This window comes from Paraburkholderia sp. GAS448 (genome assembly GCF_050435685.1).
In the GTDB taxonomy this organism is placed as follows: Bacteria; Pseudomonadota; Gammaproteobacteria; order Burkholderiales; family Burkholderiaceae; genus Paraburkholderia.
Window position 1 is genome coordinate 135,410 of sequence record NZ_JBNDKT010000007.1, and the last position, 24,217, is coordinate 159,626.

Sequence of the window (24,217 nt, forward strand, 5' to 3'; positions counted from 1 at the left end):
GTGCGAGAGTTCGACATGGCTACACCAGTAACGCTCGCAATACGCCGGCGAGTGCCAGAGGTTGATCGAGCATCATATGGTGCCGTGCCTGAGGCATGGTGATAGGGCCACGTGCGTGAGGGATCGCGGCGACGATGCGTTGAGCCCGATCCTTGCTAACCACCGCACTCAGTTCCGCGTGGATGTACGTGACGGGCACCGTGATGCCGTTCAGCACGCTTTCGTCGCCTTCAGCAGGTTGCAGTTCGCGTAACGCCGGGTCAAACCGCCACGTCCACCCGGACTCGGTTTGGCGCAACGAGGATCGAGCCAGGTGGTCGAGTAACCAAGGCGCGCACTCTTGCTCCGGAATCAGGCGGAAGCGGCTGATTCCAGTGGCCGCGTCGGGATACGGTCGCGGCACGGGGCGCCGTTCGCCAAGTGGCAGAGTGTCGCCGGATAGCTTGAAGTAGGAGTCCAGCACAATCGCATGGCTGATCAGTTCGGGGAACGCCGCGCACGCCTGCATGAGCCGCGACCCGCCAAAGCTGTGACCGACCACGATCCCCGGCGCGATGCCGGCGTTCTCGAGTACCTCGGCGAGGTCGCGAACGAAACAGTCGGGGTGGTACTCGACGCGATGGTCGCTGTCACCCATGCCGCCGAAATCGAGCGCGAAAACGCGAAAGCGTTCGGTGAAGAATGGCGCGATAAAGTCCCACCAATGACTGTGGCCGAGAAATCCATGGGCGAAGAGCAAGCCGGGTTTGTGCGTGTCGCCGGCATTCCACGATACGTAATGAAGACGTGCTCCGTCAGCGTGGGTGACGTGCGAGCGGCGAGGCTGCTGTAACGCCCATTTGAACCACGAAGGTGCGTCTTCGATCATCAATTGAACTCCCTCGTAGAATGGGGCACAGTCCCCCAATCAGCGTTAAAGGCGCTGCCACTGCTGACAGGGCTTTCGTTCGCATTATAATACGATGTTCAATTATTCTTATGAAAATCGTCGCCGATTCTAAACTCTGCGGGGCGTTGTTCCAGGCGGCTCGCCGCGGCAACGTCCGTTTCGTAGGCGAGCCGGTCCAATTGACGTTCGGCCATGCGACTAATTGTGGCAGTGAAACGGGGAAGCGGGGCCAAAGGATTTCTTGCGGATCGTCATTGGATCAAATCCGCGGCCGTCATCACGCACTTCCAGCAGGCAATCGTCCTCCGTCTGCTCCAGCGTATGAACACCTGCTGCGCATCGGCATGTCGCGTGACATTCGTGAGCGCCTCCTGGACGATCCGGAACAGCGCAATGGCCCGCTCCTCGGCAAGCTTCGGACTTTCTTCCGGCACGCACAGACGACAGGTCGTCTTGCCATTCTGCGAAAATTCGGCAGCCAGCCACTCGAGCGCCGCGGCGATACCCGCGTCGAGCACCGCAGGACGCAGCGAGGTCACGACGTCGCGTAGCACCTGCATCGTCTTGTCGGACAAGAGCAGTATTTTCTGCACGTGCTCGCCGAGGTCAGGATTGTCATGGCCGAACCGCAAGAGCAGGGTCGAGTCACCCATGCGAAGCGCGGTCAGGTGCTGGCCGAGTTCGTCGTGCATCTCGCGGGCGATACGCTTGCGCTCTTCCTCGCGTGCCGTTTCGCGCCGTGAAGTGAGTTCGCGCAACAACTCATAAGACTCGCGCAAGCGCAGCTCGGCTTTCCTTGCGCTCGGAGATATCGCGCCAGACAGTCAACACACTCTGGACTACCCCATCCGCGTTGTACTCGGGCGCAGCATGGACATACCAGCACCGCGACTTGCCCTCTTTGGTCCAGGCCAGTTCGAATTTGGCCGCCACGCCACTTTCCATGATCCCCTTCAGTTTCGCCCGGGTTCGCCGCGCCACCGCGGCCGTCGCGCCTGGTATCTGCACTGCGCTCTTGCCAAGCAACCTCGCGGCCTCGATGCCGCTGATGCGCTCGAACTCCGGATTCACATACGTACGCCGGCACTCCCGGTTGTAGCGAATGATGGGATGCGGTGTGTTTTCTGCAAGCGTGCGAAAGGCCAGTTCGCTGTCGCGCACCGCCAGTTCGGTCGTTCTTAGTCTCGTGATGTCGCGCCCAATGCCCAGCACGCTGACGACCTTGCCTTCGGAGTCCTTCTCCGGAACGTGCCGCGCCTCGAGTATGCGGACGTCCTCAACGGTTTGCCATCGCGTTTCATCTTCGTTCGGTTGCCCCTCCAGAAACGCACGCTGGATACCCTGCTCGATACGCTCGGTCTGGTCGGCGTCGCTGGTAGAAAGCTCGCTCGGCCGCTTGCCGATCAAGGCTTCCTGCGGCAGGCCGTACGCCTTGGTTACGGCGGGATTGACGTAGAGATACCTGCCGTCGCGGTCGAACCGGGCAATGAAGTCCGGAAAATTCTCGGTCAGGGTGCGAAAGAGTTGCTCGCTTCTCTTCAGTTCGTCGATGTCGCGACCGCTGGCGAGCACACTGGCGACCTTGCCGTCGGCGCAATCTCAGGAATGATCCGAATATGCCGCGAGCGAATCCGGAGGCGGCGACCGTTTTTCTCGAGGCGCTGAATGAACGGACGCGAGAGAAAATGCCGCTCGACTGGGCAACGACGCAGGCCAGGACGGGCGAACGGCTGAAGCGAAACGGAATGGAACGGACAGATGTCGCCGAGTTGAATGTGCCGCCCCCTTCAGCTTTGTCCGGCCGGGCGCTATTCGGGCACGCTGCGGCGTGGGGTCATGGCATTTCCGCAAATCGATACGCGTCCCTGAATTGCAAGGCTTTCCGGGGCGTGAAACCAGCCTGATTGCGGAAAAGAAAATGCCGTAGTGCCTTGATTTTATTGATTTTTCGCGAGGACTCATAATCCGCCTCTGAAAGGACACCGTGGGTTCGACTCCCACCCGGCCCACCAAGCCTGGCTTGGGTTTGCGGGTTTTTGCGTTAAGTGGAGATGCTTCCCGAGCAGCGCAGACGACGGCAGAAAAATCCCATACCGAGTTCTGAAAGTGCCGCTTCACCGCATGGACTCGACTTCTCGCAGCAACGGAGGCGGATTTTACATCCCCCTCGTCGCGATGACTCAGCGGCAAAGTTGCTGGCATATCCGGTGAACATTGCCACCTGTACTGGTTACATCTGTGCCAGATTCCGATGTCGTCGGCGACAGAATGGGTTGCTGGGCGTCATGTTCGACGGTGGCCGCACACCCACCACAGGATGCGATTTGTTGCGCGCGCTGTAGCAATCGGGCAGGTAGTCCGGACGGTTGCGCATGCGCGGCGAGATCTCGTAAAACCCTTCGCTGTACAGACGCTCGATCCCGAACAACTTGAGCGTTGCGACCGTGGGGCAGAAGTCGGGCCAACCAGGGCAGTTCATTCGCGCCGTTGCGCAGACATCTGGACGTCGGCTTGACCTCTGACAGCGACCATTCTTGAGCCATGTCATCGGGCGGGTCGTCGGCCTTTGCCGACATTGGGGCAGGTCGGGTTCTACGTCAGCAATGTGGCGGATTGCTGGCAGTGGCAGCATCGAGCAGTCGAACGGCAGCTTCCTGCAGCAGCGAACTCATACTCCCGACCCAACCCGGCCGTTCAGCCCCGCGCGGACTGAACGGCTGGTTTGTGTGTGCACCGGACGTCGCGCGAAACCCGGCGATCTCAACTCATCGCGGTTACCGCCTGCATAACGATAGCAGGACGCCCCGGAAACCACCCGGCTCACTTGAGTGTGCAAGCCTGCTCAAACTCGAGCCGCAGTCCACGCGGAAAGAGTGACGAGTCATCTCCGTATCCAAGGTTGCAAAGGAAGTTTGACTTGATATGTCCTTCCGGAAAAAACTCCTGGTCGCTGCCCTCATCGCTCTTTCCCGCTCCAAAGAAGGCCTCGTCGACCTTGGCGTTGTCGAATCCCGACATCGGGCCGCAATCGAGTCCCAGCGCCCGAGCAGCCAGAATCAGGTAAGCGCCCTGCAAACTCGAATTGCGCTTTGCTGTCGTCTCGACGAGTTCAGGCGAATGTGCGAAGTGGTCGCGCATAGCGGGGTTGTGCGGAAACAGCAGAGGCAGCTTCTCGTAGAAATTGAGGTCATACGCAACGATGGCGGTGACCGGGGCGCTCATAACCTTGTCGACGTTGCCGGGGGCGAGCGCAGGCAGCAGCCGGGCCTTTCCTTCCTTCGTCCGCAGGAACACCACGCGCATCGGATTGCAGTTGGCGCTCGTTGGAGCCCACCTCAGCAGGTCGTAGAGCTGACGCAGCGTATCGTCCGAGACGGGTCTTTCCAGCCATCCGTTGTACGCGCGCGCATCGCGAAACAGAAGATCGAGGCCCCCATCGTTCAATGGAATTTTCATAAACCCTCCTTCATGGCAGCACGACGATCTTCCCGCCGGCCTGGTTTTCGTCCATGCACCGGTGTGCTTCCACGATATCCGCGAGTCGAAATACCTTTCCAACGGGGATGCTAAGCGTCCCGGCGCTTACCTGGTCCAGCAGCTCATCGTACGGGGTCGCCATGAATTCATCGACCCCGCCGTCGTAGACCGTCAATCTCACGGTGCTAGGTATCACGTCCATCGGGCTGAAGTTTTCGAACGACCATTGATTGCCAACGATGCCGGTCATGCACACAACGCCGCCCTGCTTCGCGCAGTGCAACGAATCCGTCAAAGTAGTGGTTCCTATGAGTTCCAGCACTTTGTCCACGCCGCCGGGCGACACCTCGCCGATCTCCTGCGCGATCGTGCCCGAGTCTATGACGACACGGTCGGCTCCGTTGGCGCGCAACGCGTCGCCTTTCTGTGGGTTGCGGGTCGTCGATATCACGAACGCACCGTGCGATCTGGCGATCGTCGCGGCGGCGAGTCCTACCGAAGTCGTCCCGCCCCTTATCAATAGACGGTCGCGTTTTTGAAGCGCGAGAGCCTTGAACAACGAGCCCCACGCTGTTTGAAGCATTTCCGGCATCGCGCCGAGCGTCTCCCAAGGTAAGCTAGCGGTGAGCTTCTGCACCTGTCGTGCAGGCACGCATGTGTATTCTGCATAGCTGCCGTCGAACTGCCGTCCCATTCCCCCCATCGCGGTGGCAACGGTATCGCCCTTCGTGAATTCCATGCCTGGCGCGTCTTCCACGATGCCGACCGCCTCTATTCCCAGCACGCGTGGAAATTTCACGTCCGGAGAAAATCCCTGACGCGTAAACATCTCGGACCGGTTGAGTCCGAATGCTTTGACTCGAATGAGCACCTCACCACGCTGCGGCGACGGTATCGGGCGCTGCTCAAGCCTGAGCACTTCAGGCCCGCCCGGCTCGTGGATCACTACCGCATTCATGCTCGTCATCAACGTTCCCCTTTCGGCTCGGAAGTACGCGCCTACATACGCGCACAGGCTGGTTGGACTTCAACCTTCTCCCTGCTTCGGATCCGTATTGAACGTGTAGAGGACGATCTTCCACGTCCCGTCGATCTTCCGAAGCACGAATACCTCCCGGTTATAGTCAGTCACCTTCTTCCCGTTTTCGATGACGGCGGCGCCCACATGATGGTGCGTGCGGACGACAGCCGTGTCGCCGTAGACGTTGATCGCGTCATAGGCGAAAACCGTGGAGAATTTCGCAATCTTGAAGAGCGCGTTGTAGCCCGCAATCTTCTGGTCATGCGTCGCGTACGTGCGCTTGTTGTTCCATTCGGCGACGCTGTCCTCGGAAAACAGGGCGACGATTGCGTCCGTGTCCTTGGCGTTCAGGGCGCTTCCGTAGCGATGCACGACGTCATAGACTTCGTGTTGCTCGCCGCTCACGGTCGGATCCGACGAGTACGGAATTCCATCCTCCGCCGCAACCGCCATCTGGGTCAACGACGCGAGCGCCCAGAATGCGGCCACCATTAACGCCTTCTTGCAGGCAATGTGATCGCGGTTCTTCATGATTCAGGCCTCCTGTGGTTTAGCTGGTGATCGTGTTCTGTGCGACCCTGATTGCCCAGATGCCGCCGTTCTTGACGAGCACCCACGTAAAGATGCCGTGGTAGGTCCGCGCCGGACTGCCATCCCCATTGCTTACGCCGCTGATCGACCATCGCCAGTGAACGACCGCGACGTCTGGGCGGATAAAGCTTTCGTCGGTCGTGCCGTCGTTCCGAAACACGCTGTTCCGATATCGGCCGGCAAACTGTTGAGCATCGAGGCGCGCGAAGTCCTGGCGTCCGTGTACCAGAGTTCCGTTTACCAAAACGAAGTCGACATCCTCAGTCAGCAGTTCGCCAAGAGCGCGCGCGTCGTGTGCATTCCATCCTTCTATCCATCGCGACGTCTCGAAGGTTGCGAGCGCGCCAGCGGCCGCCCCCGCGTGCCGTGGTACGGCGTTTGCGAAGAGGAAGAGCATCAACAAACATGTAAGAGCGAGTCGTCGAAGGTGGGTCATTCACGTCTCACAATATCCGGGCTCCAGCTCAATCGGTCGACGGCCGGCGGCGGACGGCAACGATGGCAGCTTATAGCTTGAACAGGCGTAAGGCATTCCCGCGACCGATCCTTTCCCGGTCGTTCTCGGCAATCGTCGCGTTGTCGAACCACTCGCTTGCCATCGCCATGCTCTCGTACGGGTAGTCGACAGAGAACATCACCCGGTCCGTGCTGAATTCCGCGATAGCAGAGTGCAGCCCTGCAGTATGGAAATGACCGCTGGTAGTGATGTAGAAGTTGTGGCTCAGATATTCGCCAACCGTCCGTTTGGCCGCACCCAGCCCGACGCCTTCGTGCTGCATCCTCAATCGGTGCTCGAGGCGAGGCAGCATGAGAGGCAATCCTTCGCCGAGATGCACGAGTATGATCGAGAGGTTTGGATAGCGGTCGAATAGTCCGCTCAGCATCAGCCTGATTGCGTGCGTCGCCGTTTCGTGGGCAAATCCCCATGCGGATCCGACCAGTGATGCATAGCCTTCGTATATGCGCTGCTGGCTCGGCAGCGCTTCGCGCGGATGCAGATAGACCGGGACTTCGAGCTGCGCGACGCGGTCCCAGAATTCCCATACTGGCGCTTCATCCAGGTATTGCGCCGAATCCGCGCTGCCGACGTTCGTATAGCCGTTGATCAGTGCGCCAAGCATGCCGAGCTCTATTACCGCCCGTTCGAGCTCGTCGGCCGCATCTCCCGGCGAGTGTAGCGCGACAGTGGCAAACGCGCGAAGGCGTCTCGGGTCGCGTGCCGTGAAATTTTCGTTGATTTCATCGTTGGTCTTGCGCGCGAACTCGACAGCCTCGCGAGGGTCGATGATCGATTGCGCTCCCGGAGACGTGAGGGAGATGATCGCAATTTCGATCGCATTGCGGTCCATTTCCTCCAGACGCCGGTCGACGTCGAGCAATCGCGACTCGACGTCGTCCATATAGGCTTTACCGTTTCGGGCAGCTTCCGAGCCCGCGTCCCAAAGGCTGTTGTTCAGCGTAGTGCTCAGGTGTTCCTCCAGAACGATCTTCCCCTTCATGACACGCTCCTTCAAAACCGGGTTGGACCCGAACTCGTTCACCACATGTCAAAACGGTAGAACAGCCACGATTTTCCGGTAGCGGGCAAACCGAAAAATCGTTTTCCATTTCCGGGAAGTTCGGCGCGCCATGGCGCAGCGCCAGCGCCTTCAGGTCGCCGGTTGACACGCCTCCTTGCGACGTCGCCGGGAAGCAGCGCACAATGGTCTTTCCACTGATGGAAAAGCGATGGCGGACCTTAACGCGCTGGTGATATTCGCAAAGGTAGTCGAATCGGGCAGTCTTTCCGGGGCTGCACGCCGGCTCGGCATGCCGGTCTCCACGGTCAGCCGACGCATCGCGGAGTTCGAACAGGCGCTGGGCGTTCGCCTCCTCGAACGTTCCACGCGTAATCTCGCCCTCACCAACCTCGGCAAGGAGGTGTACGAGCCCGCCGTGCGAAGCGTCGAACTGGGTGAGGCCGTCGAATGCGTCGTCTCCAACCACCTCTCCGACATGTCTGGAGTCTTGCGCCTCTCGGCACCGCCGAGCATCTCCGATAGCCTGCTGACGCCGCTAGCCATCGAATTCCAGAAGACTTATCCGAATGTACGTTTCCAGATTCTCGTCACCGAACGCTACGTCGAGCACATCGCGGACGGCGTCGACCTGGTGTTCCGCGTGGGCACATTGCGCGACTCGTCGCTGGTTGCGAGGCGCCTGCTGGCTTACCGGCACCGGCTCGTGGCCACCCCTGCCTACCTCAAGCGCTGCGGGGCGCTCCGAAAGCCACAGGATCTGCTCGAGCACCGGCTTCTTGCGTTTTCGCACTGGAAGCCGGATTCCACCTGGTGCTTCGTTCACGAGAACGGCCGGGAAAAGCAGACGCTCACGTTTCAGCCGTTTTTCGCGATGAGCGATTTCGCCGGCCTTGCGTCCATGCTGTTGGCCGGCTCCGGCATTGGCGAACTGCCCCCCGTGGTTCGCCCCGATCTCATCCGCGAAGGCATGCTTGTCGAGGCGATGCCCCATTGGCACCTCCAGACATACGATCTCTCGCTCGTCTATCTCGGCAACCGCCACATCTCCAAGCCGTGCAGGCTGTTCAAGGAATTCGCCATCCAAATGGCGCCGGCGTTGTTTCCAGACCTTCCGGAGTGAAGCGCAGGAACTTCGACGAGCTAACGTAGGATGAATGGGTTGAAGTTGGTGCCGTAGTCATAATGATCGAGGTTTTCCGCCTGTTTCAGCACGTGAACGACTCTGTACGAGACAGGCAGCATGGCGATTTCAACAAGCACCTTGATTGCCCACCCTATGCCAATACCCCGAAGCAAAAGATCGCCGGGTAAAACACCGTGCAACGCGATTCCGTAGAACAGCACTGTATTGACACCTTCGCCAACAATGGTCGAGAAAACGAATCGCGCCCAAAGGCGCTTGCCTTGATCCCAGATTTTCATTTTCGCCAGCACGTACGAGTTGCATATGTCGCCGGCGAAGAAGGCCGCCAATCCGGCGATCGATACTTTTACGCCGGGTGAAAAGATATGCTGGAACGCTGAATCGTAGGTAAAGAAGCTCGCCGCCGGCACAAGCAGTTGCGCTTTGGCAAGTCCGGATCCGGCGACCGAGCAGAACATCGAAATCCAGATGACGGACCGTGCTCGTGCGTAGCCGTAGACTTCAGTAAGGACGTCGCCGATCAGGTACGTGAACGGGAAGTAAAAGACCGTGACGGAAACGCCCACGCCGAAGATTGCAATGATTCTCGAACCCGTGAAATCCGACACGAGCAGGAAGGTCACGTTGAGAGCCAGGAGAACACCCAGGTATCGGGGCAGTGCATCGGTATGGCGCATCAGGATACCCCGTTCGATTGGTCAGACGAGACGACGATTCGGATTGCAGAACTTTGCTTTCGCCTTTCAAGCTGGTAATGATCCGAAAAGACCGGGCACCATCTGCGAAGCGAAGTCCCTGAAGATGCGGACCTGCCGGGGCAGATAGCGGTTGCGCAGGTTCGCAATGGTCAGGTCGAACACCGGCAGATGCCAATCCGGCATGACCTCGACGAGCAGCCCGCTGCGCACGAGTTCCGGTTGAACGATAGGGGGCAGCTCCCCGATGCCGCAACCGTCGAGCAGCGCCACGATCAGGCCCGTGTAATCGTTCATCGCGATCACCGGCTGGAAGCAAACCGTTTCGGTATCCCGGCCGTTGACGTGAACAAAACTCCAGCTATAGTCCGGCTTCCAGAAGGAGAACGCGAAAAGCCGGTGCCCCGGGAGGTCCCTCGGCGATTCGGGAGGGGCGCATCTGGCGAGGTACTTCGGACTGGCGACCACCTGATGCCGGTTAGTCAGCAGCGTGCGCGCGGCGAGCGTTGCATCTTTGAAGGTTCCGACCTTGAACGCGATATCGACGTCTTCGGCTATCTGGTCGACTATGCGTTCAGTAATGAATGCCTTGACCTGTACGTTCGGGTAAGCCTGCTGAAAGGCGCCGACGACAGGCACGATCAGCGAGTCGGAAATGCTCGGCGGCGCACAGAGCCGCACGGTGCCACACACGTCCGGGAGGCGGTTTGAGATGACATTGTCGACGGCTTCGCTCAGCTCCGTGGCATGCCTTGCGAGTTCGAAGACTTCGGCGCCAAAGTCCGTGAGCCTCAGGTGGTGTGTCGATCGCTCGAGCAGGCGGACGTCAAGTTGATTTTCGAGCTCGGCGATACGGCGGCTCACCGAGGAAATCGGCATCTTGAGCCGCTTTGCTGCCTCCGAAAAACTGCTCGCCTCGACAACTTTCGCGAATATCAGCAAGGAATTCAGGTCCTTCATCACCGTTTCGCTCCGTTCGACCGTCGCCTGGCGGCGATATGCGGCAACGCCTGGCTCAGGTTACCGCCGCAACGAGCCGGCAGCAAGGCGGCACACCGCCCGCGGTGATGGGGTGGAGCCGGCCGCTCAGATCACGACCCGCTCGCCGTTCGGATTGCTTTGAAACGTCCAGCTTCCTCCGCTTCGGAACGACGCGCCCGTCGCGAATGTGTCTTCCATGAACTGGAGGTACGTGCAACGGCCCTGCTCAACCTTTGCGAACACCGCGAACGGCGTCGTCACGACCTTGGACAGGACCGTCGATCTGTACGTGAATCGGCCGAACATGGCCGCGTATTCGTCGGAGCCGAACAGCGCTTCGGGCTCGAAGGATTGAATCTCCCAGTATCGGCCGACATCCACAAAGGTCCTGACAATGCTCTCGGGGCCGCTAGACGTACCGGCCCACGGCATGATCCTCTTCAGGTCGGGATTGTCGTAGTTGAGCGAAACATAGGTCACGTCGGGTATGACAAGCGAACGGACGTGGTCGATATCGGTTGGCTTTTCGAGTATCGAGGACAGCACTTCGGTCGGAGTAAGCATTGGGTGACTCCCGGAGAGGAAATGGATCGCAGGCACCTCCTCAAGCATACAAACGCGACCGCTCGCGCGATCTTTCCATATCTGGAAATCCGATTTCCGGATTGTCTGTTAACGGTCAGGCGTGCCGTTGTCTACCATCGAGAAAAATGTGGCGTATGAAAGGTTTAGTGGTTGCTACGGACCAGAAAGGAAACCGGTCGGGAGTGTGATATGGCTTCTCAGTTGCGAGGTCGGCATTGGATCGGAGGCGAGTGGGCGGATGCCCCGGCGGTCGCCGAGAGCGTCGATCCGGCAAGTGGTGAGACGATCGGCACCTATACCGAAGCGACCGATACGATGGCAACACGGGCGATCGCCGTAGCGCTCAAATCCTTTCAGGACTCCGGCTGGCGCGAGAACCGGCGCCTGCGGGCAAAGGCCCTCAACGAAATGGCAAACCGCTTCGAGACTCGGACCGGCGATCTGGTCGAGATACTGATGCTCGAAAACGGAAAGGTTAAGGCCGAAGCCGAGTTCGAAGTCACGATGGTCCCTTCCAAGTTGCGGTTTTACGCTGCCCTGGCCCTCGCGGATTACGGGCGCGCCATGGAAACCGCGCCGGGACGCTATACGACGACGCTGCGCGAGGCAGCAGGCGTTGCCGGCATCATCGCGCCGTGGAATTCGCCGGTCGTGCTCTTCATCCGCTCGCTGGCGCCGGCGCTTGCCGCGGGCTGCACCGCCGTCGGCAAGCTTCCCGGCTTCACCGCGCAGACGAACACGCGGATGTGCGAGGTTTTCAGCGAAGTCGCGAGCCTCCCTGCGGGCGTCGTGAATGTCTTTACCGAAACGCATAGCGCCGGCGCGCGGGTGCTGGTCGATTCCCCGGATGTGTCCGTCATCAGTCTGACCGGCAGCTCGAAGACCGGACGGGCGATGATGGCAGCCTGCGCGACGAACATGAAACGCTTCGGCGGCGAGCTCGGCGGCAAGACGCCCATGCTTGTGTTCGACGACGCCGACCTCGACGCCGCACTGCCCAAAATCGAGAAGGCGCTGACCGTGTTCGCCGGGCAGTTCTGCATGACTGGCAGCCGGCTTCTCGTTCACCGCCCCATTCTGGACACCGTTCGCGAGCGTCTCGCCGCGCGTCTTGAAGCGGTCAAGGCCGGCCCGGCTGCGGACCCGTCTAGCGACATGGGGCCGATGATCAATATGGCCAAGGTCCGCCGCGTGGACGGCATGGTCGAGGCCGCGATCGCGGCTGGCGCCGCGGTCGTCGTACGAGGCGGTCCGTTCAAGGACGGGCCGCTCGCGAGGGGCGCCTTCTACCGTCCGACACTTCTCGAGATCAACCATCATTCGATACCCATCGCGCAGGAGGAGGTGTTCGGCCCGGTCCTGGTTATGCAGGCCTTCGACAGCGAAGACGAGGCGGCGAACGAATCCGAGTACGGGCTCGCTGCGTCGATCTGGTCTACGAATGTGGACCGTCCGCTGCGCATCGCCCGTCAGTTGCAAGCGGGCACCGTCTGGATCAACAACTGGGCGGTCGTCTACGACGAGACGGAAGAAGGCGGCTACAAGCAGAGCGGTCTCGGCCGGCTGAACGGCGTATCCGCAATCGACGACCTCGTCGAGTATCGCACGGTCATTCACGAGATCGATCTGCGTGCAGCGCGTCGCTGATTGCATCTTCCGCTCAGAAAGGAGATCAACTGTCATGAACACCGCGATCATCGGCCTTGGAAACATAGGCTCCCGGCTTGCGAAGAATCTGGTAACCGGCGGCGAGAGGATCATCGTCGCGGCAAAGACGCCGGATGAGGCAGAGGAAGTGGCCCGCGAGTTCGGCGGCCATGCCAAAGCCATGACGGTCGAGGATGCGATTGCGAAGGCGGATGTCATCATCCTTGCGATCTATTTCGACGCGATCAAGCAATTTCTGGCCACGCATCGCGATGCGCTGGCCGGAAAGATCATCGTCGACCCCTCGAACCCGATCGCCCCCGACGGAAAAGGCGGTTTCAGGAAGACGATCCAGGCGAAGCAATCATCTGGACAACTCATTTCGGAGCTCATCCCGAATCGCGCGCGACTCGTCAAGGCGTTCGGTACGCTGGGTGCTGAATCTCTCGCGGCCGCCGCGAACCGGTCCCCGGAGCGTGCCGTACTGTTCTTTGCGGCGGATGACAAGCAGGCCGGCGAGGTTGTCGCAAGACTTATATCCGCAAGCGGATTCTCGCCCGTGAGCGTGGGCGGCATCGATCAGTCCATCCGGATCGAGGTCGGCGGCGATCTGCATGAGTTCGGCAAACTCGGCAAGCCGGTCTCCGCGAAAGAGGCCGAGTCGCTCGTCTGAGCGGAGTGCGCACTGCACCAGATGACGGAGGGACAATCCATCGTGAACATCGAAACGCGTAACGTCGCCACGGTCGCCGAATTGCAGGCGGCAGTCGAGGGCGGCCATGCTTTGCAACTAGTCGTTTCCGCCCCGATTGCCAACGTTCCGAGCCTGCGCCTGGCACCCGGTCAGGCATTGACCGGCATCGACACAGAAGCCGCCCTGCGCTTCGCGCCTGGTAGCGATGGGCTGGAACTGTCGGTCGACAACCGGGTTCAGGGCTTGCGGCTTTTCGCCGACCCCGACCGGCGCGCCATTTTCAACGATACCGGTGTCGACGCGCTCGGTCGACTCGAGTTGCACGACCTGACCGTTCAAGGCGTTGTACAACTGTTGGTGCGCGATCGCGTGCGTAGCGGCCATGTGGAAGCGCACGATATCGACATCCAGGCTGCGGATGCGCGCGGCCTCGAAGAGCGGCCGAAGGGATATGGCGTCGAAGTCATCCCCGGCGCCTTCACGCTCTGGAATCAGCATGAAGACCGCGCCGTGACCATCACAGCCGACCTTACCGGGCTGTCGGCTGGCCGAGCCGGCGCGCCGGTTCGCGGAAGCGGCATTTTCGTCAGCGGTGCGGGAGAGAAGGGGGGGCGTGTCATTGCCCACCGTCTGGAAACCGGTGCCGTCTACAGCGACGGCGGAATCGCACCAGGTACGCCGAATCGCATCACCGGCGGCGTGTTTGTCGTGTCGGGCGCTTTCGTTGCCACTGTGCACAATGAAGGACCGGTCACAACATACGGTCCGAACGACATGGTGCTCGATAACTGGGGAGCCGTCGACCGGTGGATTGCCGAAGGGAAGGTTACGTCCTACGGACCTAGCGGCATCGGCTTCGTCAACTTCGGCACTCTGGACAGGCTCGAGGTCAATGCGTTGATCGAGACTTTCGGCCAGGGATCGCGTGGCTTCAATGTCTACACAGGCACCGTGCGGTCGGCAGACTTCCAGCGTGTCGTCACGCATGCCGACGGTGCAGTAGGTATCCAGATCAGCCAGCCCGTTGGCGATATCACGGTCCGCCGAGGCATCGAAACTTGGGGCGGCGTGGGCGATTCGCTCGTCAAAGGCGTGGTTCTCCGGCTTGCGGCGATTGCGCTCAGCATCAAGCCAGGTGGCTCGGCACGAAAAATCACGATTGCCGGCGGCCTGATCACCCATGGCGAAGGCGTCAATCCACTGGAATTGCACGGTGCGATCGACTCGCTCGAGATTAGCGGCGGATTTGCGGCTACCGGGGGTGGATTCGAAGGGATTTAGAACCGGACGTTAGCGCCATAGTGAGGGATCGCAATGGACCATTCGACGAAAGCTGCGTTGGCAACCGATGGCCACTCGAGGCGGGAGTTCCTTCGGGCTGGCTCGACCTCGGCACTCATGCTGGCCTTGTCCGGCCCGGCGCTGGCCGGGTACGAGAAGCCGGCGGCCGAAGCGGGCGCATCCGCTTCGTCACGGCCAGCCGGTCCCATGCAATCTGCTGGAGTCCTTGAGTTCGGACCAGGCAACGTGCTCTTTGTCGGGGATATCAAGGGTGCCGCGGTCCATGCGTTCGTGCTCAAGGCATCCGATCTGACCTCGCAAGCCGACGTGGAGGTGGGCAATTTTCAGAATTTCGAAGGCCGCGATCTGGTGGTTGGGGTCGATCAGAAACTGGCCGCGCTCTTCGGCACGACGGTGAGCAATATTGTCATCAACGACATGGCGATCCATCAGCCGTCCCGTCAGATCTTCATGTCGGTCGAGCGCGGCCGTGGACCCGATGCCATTCCTGCAATCGTGAAAGTCAATCACGGCAATCTAGAGCTGCTTGAACTCGATGGTGTTGCGCACTCGAAAATCGCGATTCCGAACGAGCCTGACCAGACAGCGATGCTGGAGTTCGAGTCCCAGCAGATCTATGCGATCACGGACGTCAAGTACTACAACGGCGAGATTTTCGTGACCGGGATCTCGAATCAACGATTCGCATCGACGCTGTATCGCATACCGTACCCGTTCAAATCCCGCGTGGCGACGAGCACCGTTGAGATCTGGCACCCGACGCACGGGGAGTTCGAAACGCGCGCTCCGATCATTAGGCAACTGATCCGGGAGATGAAGGGAAAGCCCTATCTTTTTGCCGTGTACGGTTGTACGCCGCTCGTTCGCTTTCATCTGGACGATTTGAAAGATGGTGCACACGTGCGTGGAGACACGATCGGCGAGCTGGGCTATGGGGCCAACCCGCTGGATATGCTCATCTATACCGACCCATTCGATCACAAGGACTACTTGCTGGTCACCATCGACGTACGCAGCGCATCACGTATTGAAGCTGCGGAGCTGGCAACCGCGAAGCCGGAGCCGACCGGCGGGCCAATCGATTTTGGGCCAGGCGGCCTTGGGCGTACTCAGCGCGATCTACCGATCCGGGCGGAACATATTGCAATTCTCGATCCGCGATGGGCGGTCGTAATCTCGCGGCATCCGAAAACATCGTATCGATTGGACATCGGCACGCTGATGGTCCCGTACTTCTTCGATCGCAGATTGGGCATGGCGGAAATGAACTGGCCGAATGGCCCGGATCCGTTCCACTACCGGGACCATCGAAACGAGATCGACCACGCATAGCCGCTTGTCCGTCGGCCGTGCAGGGGGCATTGCGAAGGGACTCTCCGTGAGGATTCAGGTGGCGCTCGAACCAACGTTGCGGGTCGATGACGATACGCAGCAGATCGGGACAACGTGCGTCGGCGTGCACAACCTGGACCCCGATCTTGTCGAGTTCCTCGGCGAGCGCCAGCGGACGGGACACCTGCTACAGTCCGTGCTCCGGGTGGGCGTCATCGAATCAGACATGCCGGGCTGCGACGAACTTCCGGATGTGCTTGGCCGCTATCAAATACTGGAAGCCGGGGTTCGATTCATTCCGCGTTTTGCGTTCGAACCGGGCGTTCGCTATCGCGCGAGCTTTGATCCCCGGCCGCTTGGCTGGGCCGGGCACCCGGACGTGCTGACGCTCGAATTCTCACTTCCGAACCCGACCGGTGCCGAGCCAACTTCCGTGACGGATGTTTTTCCGTCCGCCGATGTGCTGCCGGAAAACCTGCTTCGATTTTACGTGTGCTTTTCCAAGGCGATGCAGCGCGGCCGGGGCGAGGAACAGATCAGCCTGATCGGCCCCGATGGACGGCCTGCACCCGACGTGCTCTATCGGTCTCCGCTCGAACTCTGGGACAGGAGCATGCGGTACTTGACGGTCCTCCTGGATCCCGGCAGATTGAAGCGCTGGGCAGGTCCTAATCGCGAACTGGGCCCACCGCTGAAGCTGGGGCAACGATACGTGCTGGCCATCGGTTCGGAGATGGTCGACTCCTCCGGTCGTCCGTTACGCCAGAACTTCCACAAGCCGTTTGTTGTCGGGAAGGTTGTCCGCCAGCCCATTGCGGTCCTGCACTGGAAGGTCCTGCCCCCCGCGACGAAGAGTCGACAACCTCTGTCGATCCTGTTTCCCAGACCGCTGGATTGGGCGTTGCTCTGGCATGCGATCACGGTTGTAGGGGACGGCGAACTGCCGATACCGGGGCGAATCTCGATCGATCGGGGCGAAAGGCGATGGAGCTTTACGCCAGCGGCTCCCTGGGCGGCAGGGCGGTATTCCATCCGCGTTTCGTCGGACCTTGAAGATGTCTGCGGCAACAGCGTACTTGCAGCGTTTGACAGGCCGCTCCGACCGGGCCGCGATTTGATCGTCGAGACCGCGAACTGCTCGGTTCCATTCGAATTGACAGACTGGGTGAATTGAGCGTCCCGGAAACGAACGCGTCGGCTGCGCATGTCGTCGGTTGTGACGGAGCTTCGGCATGGCGTTTCTGGAAGAGGTGCTGCAATCAGGATGCGACGCGCATTTTCGGCATGCGGGCGGCCGGTAGCGATGACGGAACAGCCGTTTGAATGTCCCAATAACTGCCCCGCCCAATGGCGCTTCATGGCCGACTGTACGCGTTCGGCGCGCTTGTCCGTAAGCCGCCGGTGGAAACCTTTCGTCCGGCACCAGCGGCAGCTTTGCGGCGTCATGGCTCAGCGGGTGCAACCGGCCATCTCCGGTCATTCGCCAACCGGCCCAGTTGGACACTCAGACGTCCGTTCTGCACAGAGCCTGGACCGTCACCGATCGTGCCGCTCGATCGGGCAAAGCTTCAACGTACCTGTTTGCAGCGCGCATGCACCGCAAACGGTCCCGCGTTCAAAGCCAGTGCCGGACGCTAGTGCTGTCGGTCGCGAAGCCGCAAAGGTTCTTGTCTTGAAGGTATGAGACGTGAGCGCTTAGTAACTGGCAACCTCGATCACTGCGTCCGCAAAGGCTTTGGGGGCTTCCTGCGGCAGGTTGTGCCCGAGTCCACCTGCAATGGTGCGGTGCGCGTATTTGCCGTCGAACTTCTTTGCATACGCCGCCGGATCCGGATGGGGTGCGCCGTTCGCGTCGCCTTCGAGGGTGATCGTCGGCACGGTGATGACCGGTGCGGCCGCAAGACGCTTTTCCAGGGCGTCGAATTGCGGCTCCCCGCGTGAGAGACTCAATCGCCAGCGGTAGTTATCGATCACGATCGCAACATGATCCGGATTTTCGAAGGCACTTGCGGATCGCTCGAAAGTGCCATCGTCGAAGTTCCATTTCGGTGAAGCGAGTCTCCAGATGAGCTTCGCGAAGTCATGCCGATTGGCTTCATAGCCTTGCCTGCCCCGCTCCGTCGCAAAGTAGAACTGATACCACCATGCGAGCTCCGCCTTCGGCGGCAAGGGGCGCCTTGTTGCCCGCCTGGCTGCCGATCAGATAGCCGCTCACCGAGACCAATGCCTTGCAACGCTCAGGCCATAGCGCGGCGACGACATTGGCAGTGCGCCCGCCCCAGTCGAAGCCGCCGAGGACGGCCTGCTGGATTTTCAGCGCGTCCATCAGCGTAATGACGTCGACGGCGAGCACCGACTGCTGCCCATTGCGGACCGTATCGCCGGAAAGAAAACGCGTCGTGCCATAGCCGCGCAGTTACGGAGCGATCACCCGATAGCCCGCTGACGCGAGCCGAGGCGCGACGTTGGCGAAGCTTTGGATGTCATAAGGCCAGCCATGGAGCAAGATTACGACTGGCCCGTTGCCTAGGCCGACTTCCGCATATCCGACGTTCAGGACGCCGGCATCGATCTGCTTGACCTCGGCAAACGATGCGTTCGACGTTGCGGCGTTTGCATGTGGGTTTGCGTCTGCACCCGCGGACTGCGCGTGCGCCAACCCGCTCAAGGACAGTTCCATCGCGCCGACGCTGACGGCGGCCGTCCTGAGAAAGCGTCGGCGACGGATATTCATCTCATTCGACACCTGTACTCTCCTCTTCATGATCAAGGTTCTCGAATTCAGTTTTTGAACTTGTCGTTGAACTGCGTTACGAACGCCGATTCATTCGGACCGACGTTGTTGCGCATCGGTCGAGCGATCTCCACCAGCGCCTCGATTGCGTCAGTGCTGAGTTCGCGCATTGTCTGCTCGACATAGGGGGCAAGCGGCATGGCTCGCGGTTCATCCTTGCTGTTCAGCAAGTCGGTCCGAACCCAGGGTGGCGCGATTTCGACCACGCGTACCGATGTATCTTTCAGCCTATAACGCAGCGATTGCGTGTAGGAATGAATGGCCGCCTTGGTCGACGAATAGACACTGGCCATTGCCATCGGCACGAAAGCTAGCACCGACGAGACATTGATGATCGTCGCATCGTCCTGCTGCTTCAGGTGTTCGACAAGCGCGCCCGTCATCCGTATTGGGCCCATCAGATTGGTGCTCAGCGTCGACGTCAGCAGCGTTTCGTCAACCGGTGCGTCAAGATTGTCGATATGCATCACACCTGCATTGTTGATCAGCACGTTCAGCGATGGCCATCCGGCGACGAGTTCCTCCGCAACCGAAATGATGTTCTCCGGGTCGGTGATGTCGAGCTCGATCGCCTGCATGCCGGGGTTGGCAGCGATCGTCTCGTCGAGATTCGCGCGGCGCCGTCCGGAAATGATGACCTGATTGCCGAGTCGATGGAATGCTTCGGCGAGACCGCGACCAATGCCAGAGCCGCCGCCGGTAATGAAAATGGTGTTGCCAGTCGTCTTCATCGATTGCTCTTGAGATAAATGGTTTTCATGCGTGAATTGATTCGCGTCATTCAACGCAAGGACTTGAAAGACGCCCTGAGTTCTTCCGAGAAAAGCTGAGGCTGTTCCCAGGCCGCGAAGTGGCCACCCTTGTTCACTTCGTTGAAGTAGATGAGCTTGTGGTAGCTGCGTTCGGTCCAGCTACGAGGCGCCTGATAGATCTCGCCGGGGAAGACCGTCACCGCCGCAGGGATTGAGATATCGACGGCGTTGAAGTTGTTCGCATTGTTTTCCCAGTAGAGCTGCGCCGCGGACGTAGACGTGTTGGTCAGCCAGTACAGCGTGATGTCGTCGAGCATCTCGTCCTTGGTCAGCGAGCGTTCGGGATCGCCGCCGCTGTAGGTCCAGTCCGCAAATTTGTCGTACATCCACGCTGCCTGGCCGACCGGGGAATCCGCGAGCGCGTAACCCACCGTCTGCGGACGCGTGACCATCATCGCTGCGTAACCGCCGCCGCGCGTATAGAGGTTGTCAAGTGACTTGTATGCGGCTTTCTCCTTATCGGAGAGGCCGGCTGGCGGTGGGGCGCCCGCTTTCAGCGATTTCGCAACCTCCGGCGGTACCGTCGCCGGCATGTTGACGTGAATGCCGAGCAGTCCGGGTGGTTTCTGGGCGGCCATTTTGTCGGCGATCACGGAACCCCAGTCGCCGCCCTGCGCGACATAGTGCTGGTAGCCGAGGCGGCGCATCAGTTCCTCCCAGGCGCGGGCGATATGGTCAGGGGTCCACCCAGTGCCCTTGGGTTTGCCTGAGAACCCGTATCCGGGCATCGAAGGCAGGACCAGGTCGAAGGAATCGTCCGCACGCCCGCCATAGGCGACTGGATCGGTGAGAGGCCCGATGACTTTCAGTTCCTCGAATACCGAGCCGGGCCAGCCATGGGTCATGATCATCGGCAGCGCGTTCGGATTGCGTGAGCGTACCCAGATGAAGTGAATATCGACTCCATCGATTGTGGTGACATATTGCGGTAGTGCATTGAGCCTCGCCTCGGCCTTGCGCCAGTCGTAGCCCGTGTCCCAGTAGTTCACGAGGTCCTTCAGCCTGGCGAGTTGCGCGCCTTGAGATCGGTCGTCAACCGTCTCCTTGTCCGGCCAGCGGGTCGCCGCGATGCGTTTGCGCAGATCGGCGAGCTGGGCATCGGAAAATTGGGCGTGGAACGGGCGAATCGCCGTATCGCCAGTCGATGCGGGTGTGGGCAAATCTTCAGCAGCAAGGACGGGTGGCGCAAAAGCGGCCGCAGTGAGAAAGCTCAGGCTAAACACGCGCGCCGTCAACGAGCCGAACGCGAGTCGACGCAGGGATGAAATGGAAAACATATTTACGTATGCCTAATTAAATGGAAGATATAAGTCTGATCAAATGGAAGGCCAGCGAGATCGTGTCGCTACGGACGCGGTGTGCGCACAGCGCGTCCGCGTAACGCAATCCGTGCTCCTTACCGATATTTATACGGTCAATTGTTGATGGCTCAAAGGACGTATAAACTACGTTTTCAGGACGTGCTCGTTTAGGAGGCCGCCATGCCGACAGTTGCGTTTGTGGTGTTCGACGGCTTCTATTCCATGGCGCTCGTTGCGCAATCCGTGTTCGAGTTCGCAAACGTGGCGGTCGGTGAGCCGTTCTATCAAACGCTCAACGTTTCCGAAGCAGGCGGCCTGGTGCGCGCTTCGAGCGGCTTGACGGTCTTGACCGAGGCGATCGACGATCGCGTATTCGACACGGTGATCTTCGCCGGAAGCAACCCTGTCACCGTCGTACCGCCGCCAGGTGTGCTCGCGTACGTGCGTCGCAGCGCCGAGACCGCGCGGCGCACCGCCTCGATGTGCACGGGCGCGTTTGTGCTCGCGGAGGCTGGGTTGCTCGATGGCCGCCGCGCCACCACGCACTGGTACTACGCGCACGATCTACGCACCCGCTTTCCATCTGTCACGGTGGACGAGGATCGGATTTTCATTGCGGACGGGCCGATCTGGACCTCGGCTGGCATGACCGCGGGCATCGATCTCGCACTCGCGCTGGTGGAGAGGGACCTTGGCGCCAAGGTCGCGCGGTCGGTCGCGCGAAACCTTGTTGTCTATCATTGGCGTACAGGCGGACAGTCGCAGCACTCAGCGCTGCTAGAACTAGAGCCGAAGTCCGATCGCATTCAATCCGCGTTGACGTATGCGAAAAAGAATCTCAACGAACCACTTTCGGTTGAGAATTTGGCGGAGGTCGCGCGTTTGAGTCCGCGTCAATTTAGCCGTGCCTTTCGTGCGGAGACAGGACAGACTCCTGCAAAGGCCGTCGAGCGACTGCGTATTGAAACTGCGCGCTTGATGCTGGAGGAAAGCCGACACACGATCGATCAGATCGCCAGTGCGACCGGGTTCTCCGATCCAAGGAGAATGCGGGAGGTATTTCTGCGTGTATTCGGGCAACCGCCGCAAGCATTTCGTCGCAACGCACGCACGGTGACGGGCGCGCCCTGAGGCCGTCACTTCCGTCGGCTGTTCTTCGCAGGTGGAGTGCTGATCCGTGCTTTGGTTTGCTCGTATCGTGTCTGTCCAATGTTACGTAGCCAGCCGCTCTTTGCGATGACCGCAGCCGCCCGCTCGGGGGCCCCCCGTCAAGCCGGAAGACTCAAGGGACGCACCGTCCGAGCAGCGTTGCAACAAACGCAAAAGAGACATAATTGGCCCGACTGTCAGGCCGAAGACGCCACCCAGCCGCGAGACTTGGCGACAATCTCCTCAAAGTGGCTGTCGTACGGACTTGAATGCCGCACGGAGTTCCTCGGCAAAGCGTTGCGGCTGTTCCCAGGCCGCGAAATGCCCGCCTTTGCCGACCTCATGGTAGTAGTACAGCGACGGATACGCCTGCTTGCTCCAGCTTTCCGGCGCACGGTAAATCTCATGTGGAAATACGCTGATCGCCACCGGTACCTTGATTTCGCGCGTCTTCTGCGCGTCGGCGCTGAAGTTGTTGTTGTTTTCCCAATAGAAGCGCGAAGACGATGCGCCCGTGTTCGTGAGCCAGTAGAGCGTGATGTCGTTCAGGATGTCGTCCCTGGACACTACCCGCTCGGGCACGCCTTCACTGTCGCTCCACTGCGCAATCTTTTCGTAGGTCCAGGCGGCCAGGCCCGCAGGAGAATCCGACAGCGAATAGCCAATGGTCTGCGGACGCGTGACCATCATTGCGCCGTAGGCGGCATTGCGGCCGAAGAAGGAACTCAGCGACTGGTAGGCATTGCGCTCGGGAGCCGACAGATCGGAGGGCGCCGGGTCACCACCGAGGATCGATTTCATGAGATCGCCTGGTACGGTGGCAGGCATATTGAGATGGATGGCCAGCAGGCCATTTGGTGCCTGACGCGCGAGCGCGTCGGAAATGACCGAGCCGTGGTCGCCGCCTTGGGACACGTAGTGGGTGTAGCCGAGCCGCTTCATCAGGACATCCCATGCGCGCGCCGTCCTGTCCGGACCCCAGCCGAGGTCCTTTGGCTTGCCGGAGAAGCCATAACCGGGAATCGACGGAATGACGACATCGAACGCGTCCTCCGCGCGGCCGCCATAGGCAGTTGGGTCGGTCAGCGGGCCAATTGTCTTGATGAACTCGAAGATCGAACCTGGCCAGCCGTGAGTCAGAATGACGGGCAAGGCATTGGGATTGTGCAGCGAACATGGATGAACTGGATATCCACTCCATCGATCGTCGTAACAAACTGCGGTAGCGCATTGAGCTGCGCCTCGGCTTTGCGCCAGTCGTATTGGGTATCCCAATACCGGACGAGTTCCTGCACGCGCGACACCTGGATACCTTGCCAATCATCGTTGACGGTTTCCTTGTCGGGCCAACGCGTGGCTGCGATGCGTCGGCGCAGGTCGTCAAGCTGCGCCTGTGGCACGTGAACCCTGAACGGACGAATGCTCTCATCGACGCCGACGCGCTGCGCGATAGCAACCTTCGCAGGGCCGATCAATGGTTCAGTCGTTGTGGAGACGGCCGGGTTATCGGCAGCGAAAGTGGATGGCGCAAACCCGGGCGCGGTAAGCAGGACCAAACAGAATGCACATGCGCTTAGCGCGCCGAACAACTGTCGCCGCGTTGATGATGAGAAAAAGATGAATATGTACTCCTGATGAAATGAAATGTTGAATTGGATCGAAACGAAGGTCGCGAAGTCGTGTCGCGCTGGACGCATTCTGCACCCGCGTGACATCGCCCGTGTTTCTTCCTCACCGTATTTATACGTCATGTGCCGATGGCTCAAAGGACGTATGAAATACGTTTTCAGGACATAAATTATTAGGGGAGAATCGTGCCGACAGTTGCCTTCGTCGTCTTCGATGGTTTCTATGGAATGGCGCTCACTGCCAGTGAACATGGTATTCGCGGATGACGAGGTGAAAATGTCGGAAAAGCAACCAGTTTCCGACACTCGCCGGAGCACGCGCGCGGACGCTCGAACGGCTGCTTCGGCTTGCCAACGGACCTTCGCGGCCGAAGCGGGTCCGATTACGGAATCCGCCCCGGTACGGCCGTATCGGCGGGACGAGAGATATCCGGCGGTTCGCGCCCGCGCCCGACTCGGCAATGATGATGCGCTTGAACAAGGGTCTCCGTTCGTCTTGCTTTTCCCGACAGACCCGCAACGGGCTCCGCGCATTACGAAGAGAAATCACGACGAGCTTCTACATCTCGACTGATTTCCGACGAAATTAATAAGGTTGCTGTGTCACCCAATGTAGTTGAGTTATCCACCGTATTAAGCGAATGCTGGCTCCAGG

The 24,217-nt window shown here is 60.1% G+C and carries 23 protein-coding genes and 2 pseudogenes; 7 read left to right on the plus strand and 18 right to left on the minus strand.

Annotated features, from left to right (window positions below; all coding sequences use genetic code 11):
- Nucleotides 1-19: 19 nt before the first annotated feature.
- From P3T23_RS15790 to P3T23_RS15830, 9 genes are all read right to left on the minus strand, one after another.
- Nucleotides 20-868 (minus strand): alpha/beta fold hydrolase, encoded by an 849-nt coding sequence (locus P3T23_RS15790; RefSeq protein WP_429317103.1) that lies wholly within the window; start codon nt 866-868, stop codon nt 20-22.
- Nucleotides 869-1,140: 272 nt separating this feature from the next.
- Nucleotides 1,141-1,668: a sensor histidine kinase gene (locus P3T23_RS15795; protein WP_429317104.1), complete on the minus strand. Its 528-nt coding sequence runs from the start codon at nt 1,666-1,668 to the stop codon at nt 1,141-1,143.
- Nucleotides 1,652-2,461 carry a PAS domain-containing protein gene (locus P3T23_RS15800; RefSeq protein WP_429317105.1) on the minus strand — a complete coding sequence of 270 codons (810 nt, stop codon included), beginning with the start codon at nt 2,459-2,461 and terminating at the stop codon, nt 1,652-1,654. Before P3T23_RS15800 ends, P3T23_RS15795 begins: the two co-directional genes overlap by 17 nt.
- A 658-nt stretch (nt 2,462-3,119) precedes the next feature.
- Nucleotides 3,120-3,368: a hypothetical protein gene (locus tag P3T23_RS15805; protein ID WP_429317106.1), complete on the minus strand. Its 249-nt coding sequence runs from the start codon at nt 3,366-3,368 to the stop codon at nt 3,120-3,122.
- Between the two features lie 341 nt (nt 3,369-3,709).
- Nucleotides 3,710-4,345, minus strand: coding sequence for a malonic semialdehyde reductase (locus P3T23_RS15810; protein WP_429317107.1), 636 nt, complete (start codon nt 4,343-4,345; stop codon nt 3,710-3,712).
- 10 nt (nt 4,346-4,355) lie between these two features.
- Complete coding sequence (locus P3T23_RS15815) at nt 4,356-5,333, minus strand: zinc-binding alcohol dehydrogenase family protein (RefSeq protein ID WP_429317108.1); 978 nt, start codon at nt 5,331-5,333, stop codon at nt 4,356-4,358.
- A 60-nt stretch (nt 5,334-5,393) separates the two neighbouring features.
- Nucleotides 5,394-5,918, minus strand: a complete 525-nt coding sequence (locus tag P3T23_RS15820; protein WP_429317109.1) for a YybH family protein — start codon at nt 5,916-5,918, stop codon at nt 5,394-5,396.
- Between the two features lie 19 nt (nt 5,919-5,937).
- On the minus strand, nt 5,938-6,414 hold the full coding sequence (locus tag P3T23_RS15825; RefSeq protein ID WP_429317110.1) for an SgcJ/EcaC family oxidoreductase: 477 nt from the start codon (nt 6,412-6,414) through the stop codon (nt 5,938-5,940).
- A gap of 70 nt (nt 6,415-6,484) precedes the next feature.
- Nucleotides 6,485-7,477 carry an amidohydrolase family protein gene (locus P3T23_RS15830; protein ID WP_429317111.1) on the minus strand — a complete coding sequence of 331 codons (993 nt, stop codon included), beginning with the start codon at nt 7,475-7,477 and terminating at the stop codon, nt 6,485-6,487.
- Nucleotides 7,478-7,706: 229 nt separating this feature from the next.
- Between P3T23_RS15830 and P3T23_RS15835 the strand changes: the two genes are divergently transcribed.
- Entirely contained in the window at nt 7,707-8,618 is a 912-nt protein-coding gene (locus P3T23_RS15835; protein ID WP_429317112.1) for a LysR family transcriptional regulator, read from the plus strand.
- Nucleotides 8,619-8,638: 20 nt separating this feature from the next.
- On the opposite strand, the gene P3T23_RS15840 is transcribed toward P3T23_RS15835, so the two are convergent.
- From P3T23_RS15840 to P3T23_RS15850, 3 genes are all read right to left on the minus strand, one after another.
- Entirely contained in the window at nt 8,639-9,319 is a 681-nt protein-coding gene (locus P3T23_RS15840; RefSeq protein WP_429317113.1) for a queuosine precursor transporter, read from the minus strand.
- Nucleotides 9,320-9,385: 66 nt separating this feature from the next.
- Nucleotides 9,386-10,297 (minus strand): LysR family transcriptional regulator, encoded by a 912-nt coding sequence (locus tag P3T23_RS15845; protein ID WP_429317114.1) that lies wholly within the window; start codon nt 10,295-10,297, stop codon nt 9,386-9,388.
- A gap of 126 nt (nt 10,298-10,423) precedes the next feature.
- Nucleotides 10,424-10,882, minus strand: coding sequence for a nuclear transport factor 2 family protein (locus P3T23_RS15850; protein WP_429317115.1), 459 nt, complete (start codon nt 10,880-10,882; stop codon nt 10,424-10,426).
- 210 nt (nt 10,883-11,092) lie between these two features.
- Here P3T23_RS15850 and P3T23_RS15855 point away from each other — a divergent pair, with 210 nt between their 5' ends.
- The 3 genes from P3T23_RS15855 to P3T23_RS15865 are packed head-to-tail and all read left to right on the plus strand — an operon-like array spanning nt 11,093 to nt 14,525.
- Complete coding sequence (locus P3T23_RS15855) at nt 11,093-12,550, plus strand: aldehyde dehydrogenase family protein (protein WP_429317116.1); 1,458 nt, start codon at nt 11,093-11,095, stop codon at nt 12,548-12,550.
- A gap of 34 nt (nt 12,551-12,584) precedes the next feature.
- The gene (locus P3T23_RS15860; RefSeq protein WP_429317117.1) at nt 12,585-13,223 is read left to right on the plus strand and encodes an NADPH-dependent F420 reductase; all 639 of its coding nucleotides are present in this window, start codon (nt 12,585-12,587) and stop codon (nt 13,221-13,223) included.
- A gap of 42 nt (nt 13,224-13,265) precedes the next feature.
- Nucleotides 13,266-14,525 carry a hypothetical protein gene (locus P3T23_RS15865; protein WP_429317118.1) on the plus strand — a complete coding sequence of 420 codons (1,260 nt, stop codon included), beginning with the start codon at nt 13,266-13,268 and terminating at the stop codon, nt 14,523-14,525.
- On the opposite strand, the gene P3T23_RS15870 is transcribed toward P3T23_RS15865, so the two are convergent.
- Together P3T23_RS15870 and P3T23_RS15875 are read right to left on the minus strand one after the other, a co-directional pair.
- Nucleotides 14,522-14,734 carry a hypothetical protein gene (locus tag P3T23_RS15870; protein WP_429317119.1) on the minus strand — a complete coding sequence of 71 codons (213 nt, stop codon included), beginning with the start codon at nt 14,732-14,734 and terminating at the stop codon, nt 14,522-14,524. The two genes, P3T23_RS15865 and P3T23_RS15870, sit on opposite strands and share 4 nt — an antisense overlap.
- Nucleotides 14,715-14,975 carry a hypothetical protein gene (locus P3T23_RS15875; protein WP_429317120.1) on the minus strand — a complete coding sequence of 87 codons (261 nt, stop codon included), beginning with the start codon at nt 14,973-14,975 and terminating at the stop codon, nt 14,715-14,717. Before P3T23_RS15875 ends, P3T23_RS15870 begins: the two co-directional genes overlap by 20 nt.
- Nucleotides 14,976-14,996: 21 nt before the next feature.
- Between P3T23_RS15875 and P3T23_RS15880 the strand changes: the two genes are divergently transcribed.
- On the plus strand, nt 14,997-15,878 hold the full coding sequence (locus tag P3T23_RS15880) for a hypothetical protein (RefSeq protein WP_429317121.1): 882 nt from the start codon (nt 14,997-14,999) through the stop codon (nt 15,876-15,878).
- The gene (locus P3T23_RS15885; protein WP_429317122.1) at nt 15,823-17,052 is read left to right on the plus strand and encodes a hypothetical protein; all 1,230 of its coding nucleotides are present in this window, start codon (nt 15,823-15,825) and stop codon (nt 17,050-17,052) included. The genes P3T23_RS15880 and P3T23_RS15885 overlap by 56 nt, the downstream gene beginning before the upstream one ends.
- Nucleotides 17,053-17,573: 521 nt before the next feature.
- On the opposite strand, the pseudogene P3T23_RS15890 reads toward P3T23_RS15885, so the two are convergent.
- From P3T23_RS15890 to P3T23_RS15900, 3 genes and pseudogenes are all read right to left on the minus strand, one after another.
- Nucleotides 17,574-18,642, minus strand: a pseudogene (locus tag P3T23_RS15890) (alpha/beta fold hydrolase).
- Between the two features lie 17 nt (nt 18,643-18,659).
- Nucleotides 18,660-19,403 (minus strand): SDR family oxidoreductase, encoded by a 744-nt coding sequence (locus tag P3T23_RS15895; protein WP_429317123.1) that lies wholly within the window; start codon nt 19,401-19,403, stop codon nt 18,660-18,662.
- A gap of 50 nt (nt 19,404-19,453) precedes the next feature.
- A complete protein-coding gene (locus tag P3T23_RS15900) occupies nt 19,454-20,761 on the minus strand; it encodes an epoxide hydrolase family protein (RefSeq protein ID WP_429317124.1) in 1,308 nt (435 codons plus the stop codon).
- A 204-nt stretch (nt 20,762-20,965) separates the two neighbouring features.
- On the opposite strand from P3T23_RS15900, the gene P3T23_RS15905 reads away from it, so the two are divergent.
- On the plus strand, nt 20,966-21,916 hold the full coding sequence (locus tag P3T23_RS15905; RefSeq protein ID WP_429317125.1) for a GlxA family transcriptional regulator: 951 nt from the start codon (nt 20,966-20,968) through the stop codon (nt 21,914-21,916).
- A 261-nt stretch (nt 21,917-22,177) separates the two neighbouring features.
- Here P3T23_RS15905 and P3T23_RS15910 read toward each other — a convergent pair.
- Nucleotides 22,178-23,409, minus strand: a pseudogene (locus tag P3T23_RS15910) (epoxide hydrolase family protein).
- Between the last annotated feature and the right edge of the window lie 808 nt (nt 23,410-24,217).

Coding starts and splice junctions, on each gene's coding strand:
- P3T23_RS15870 (WP_429317119.1), bottom strand. CDS start 14,734: ATGGGACCGGCTGGCCGTGACGAAGCGGATGCGCCCGCTTCGGCCGCC.
- P3T23_RS15895 (WP_429317123.1), bottom strand. CDS start 19,403: ATGAAGACGACTGGCAACACCATTTTCATTACCGGCGGCGGCTCTGGC.
- P3T23_RS15855 (WP_429317116.1), top strand. CDS start 11,093: ATGGCTTCTCAGTTGCGAGGTCGGCATTGGATCGGAGGCGAGTGGGCG.
- P3T23_RS15880 (WP_429317121.1), top strand. CDS start 14,997: ATGTCGGTCGAGCGCGGCCGTGGACCCGATGCCATTCCTGCAATCGTG.
- P3T23_RS15835 (WP_429317112.1), top strand. CDS start 7,707: ATGGCGGACCTTAACGCGCTGGTGATATTCGCAAAGGTAGTCGAATCG.
- P3T23_RS15820 (WP_429317109.1), bottom strand. CDS start 5,918: ATGAAGAACCGCGATCACATTGCCTGCAAGAAGGCGTTAATGGTGGCC.
- P3T23_RS15875 (WP_429317120.1), bottom strand. CDS start 14,975: ATGGATCGCCATGTCGTTGATGACAATATTGCTCACCGTCGTGCCGAA.
- P3T23_RS15830 (WP_429317111.1), bottom strand. CDS start 7,477: ATGAAGGGGAAGATCGTTCTGGAGGAACACCTGAGCACTACGCTGAAC.
- P3T23_RS15905 (WP_429317125.1), top strand. CDS start 20,966: ATGCCGACAGTTGCGTTTGTGGTGTTCGACGGCTTCTATTCCATGGCG.
- P3T23_RS15810 (WP_429317107.1), bottom strand. CDS start 4,345: ATGAAAATTCCATTGAACGATGGGGGCCTCGATCTTCTGTTTCGCGAT.
- P3T23_RS15815 (WP_429317108.1), bottom strand. CDS start 5,333: ATGACGAGCATGAATGCGGTAGTGATCCACGAGCCGGGCGGGCCTGAA.
- P3T23_RS15850 (WP_429317115.1), bottom strand. CDS start 10,882: ATGCTTACTCCGACCGAAGTGCTGTCCTCGATACTCGAAAAGCCAACC.
- P3T23_RS15790 (WP_429317103.1), bottom strand. CDS start 868: ATGATCGAAGACGCACCTTCGTGGTTCAAATGGGCGTTACAGCAGCCT.
- P3T23_RS15845 (WP_429317114.1), bottom strand. CDS start 10,297: ATGAAGGACCTGAATTCCTTGCTGATATTCGCGAAAGTTGTCGAGGCG.
- P3T23_RS15885 (WP_429317122.1), top strand. CDS start 15,823: ATGGCCCGGATCCGTTCCACTACCGGGACCATCGAAACGAGATCGACC.
- P3T23_RS15840 (WP_429317113.1), bottom strand. CDS start 9,319: ATGCGCCATACCGATGCACTGCCCCGATACCTGGGTGTTCTCCTGGCT.
- P3T23_RS15805 (WP_429317106.1), bottom strand. CDS start 3,368: ATGAACTGCCCTGGTTGGCCCGACTTCTGCCCCACGGTCGCAACGCTC.
- P3T23_RS15900 (WP_429317124.1), bottom strand. CDS start 20,761: ATGTTTTCCATTTCATCCCTGCGTCGACTCGCGTTCGGCTCGTTGACG.
- P3T23_RS15825 (WP_429317110.1), bottom strand. CDS start 6,414: ATGACCCACCTTCGACGACTCGCTCTTACATGTTTGTTGATGCTCTTC.
- P3T23_RS15860 (WP_429317117.1), top strand. CDS start 12,585: ATGAACACCGCGATCATCGGCCTTGGAAACATAGGCTCCCGGCTTGCG.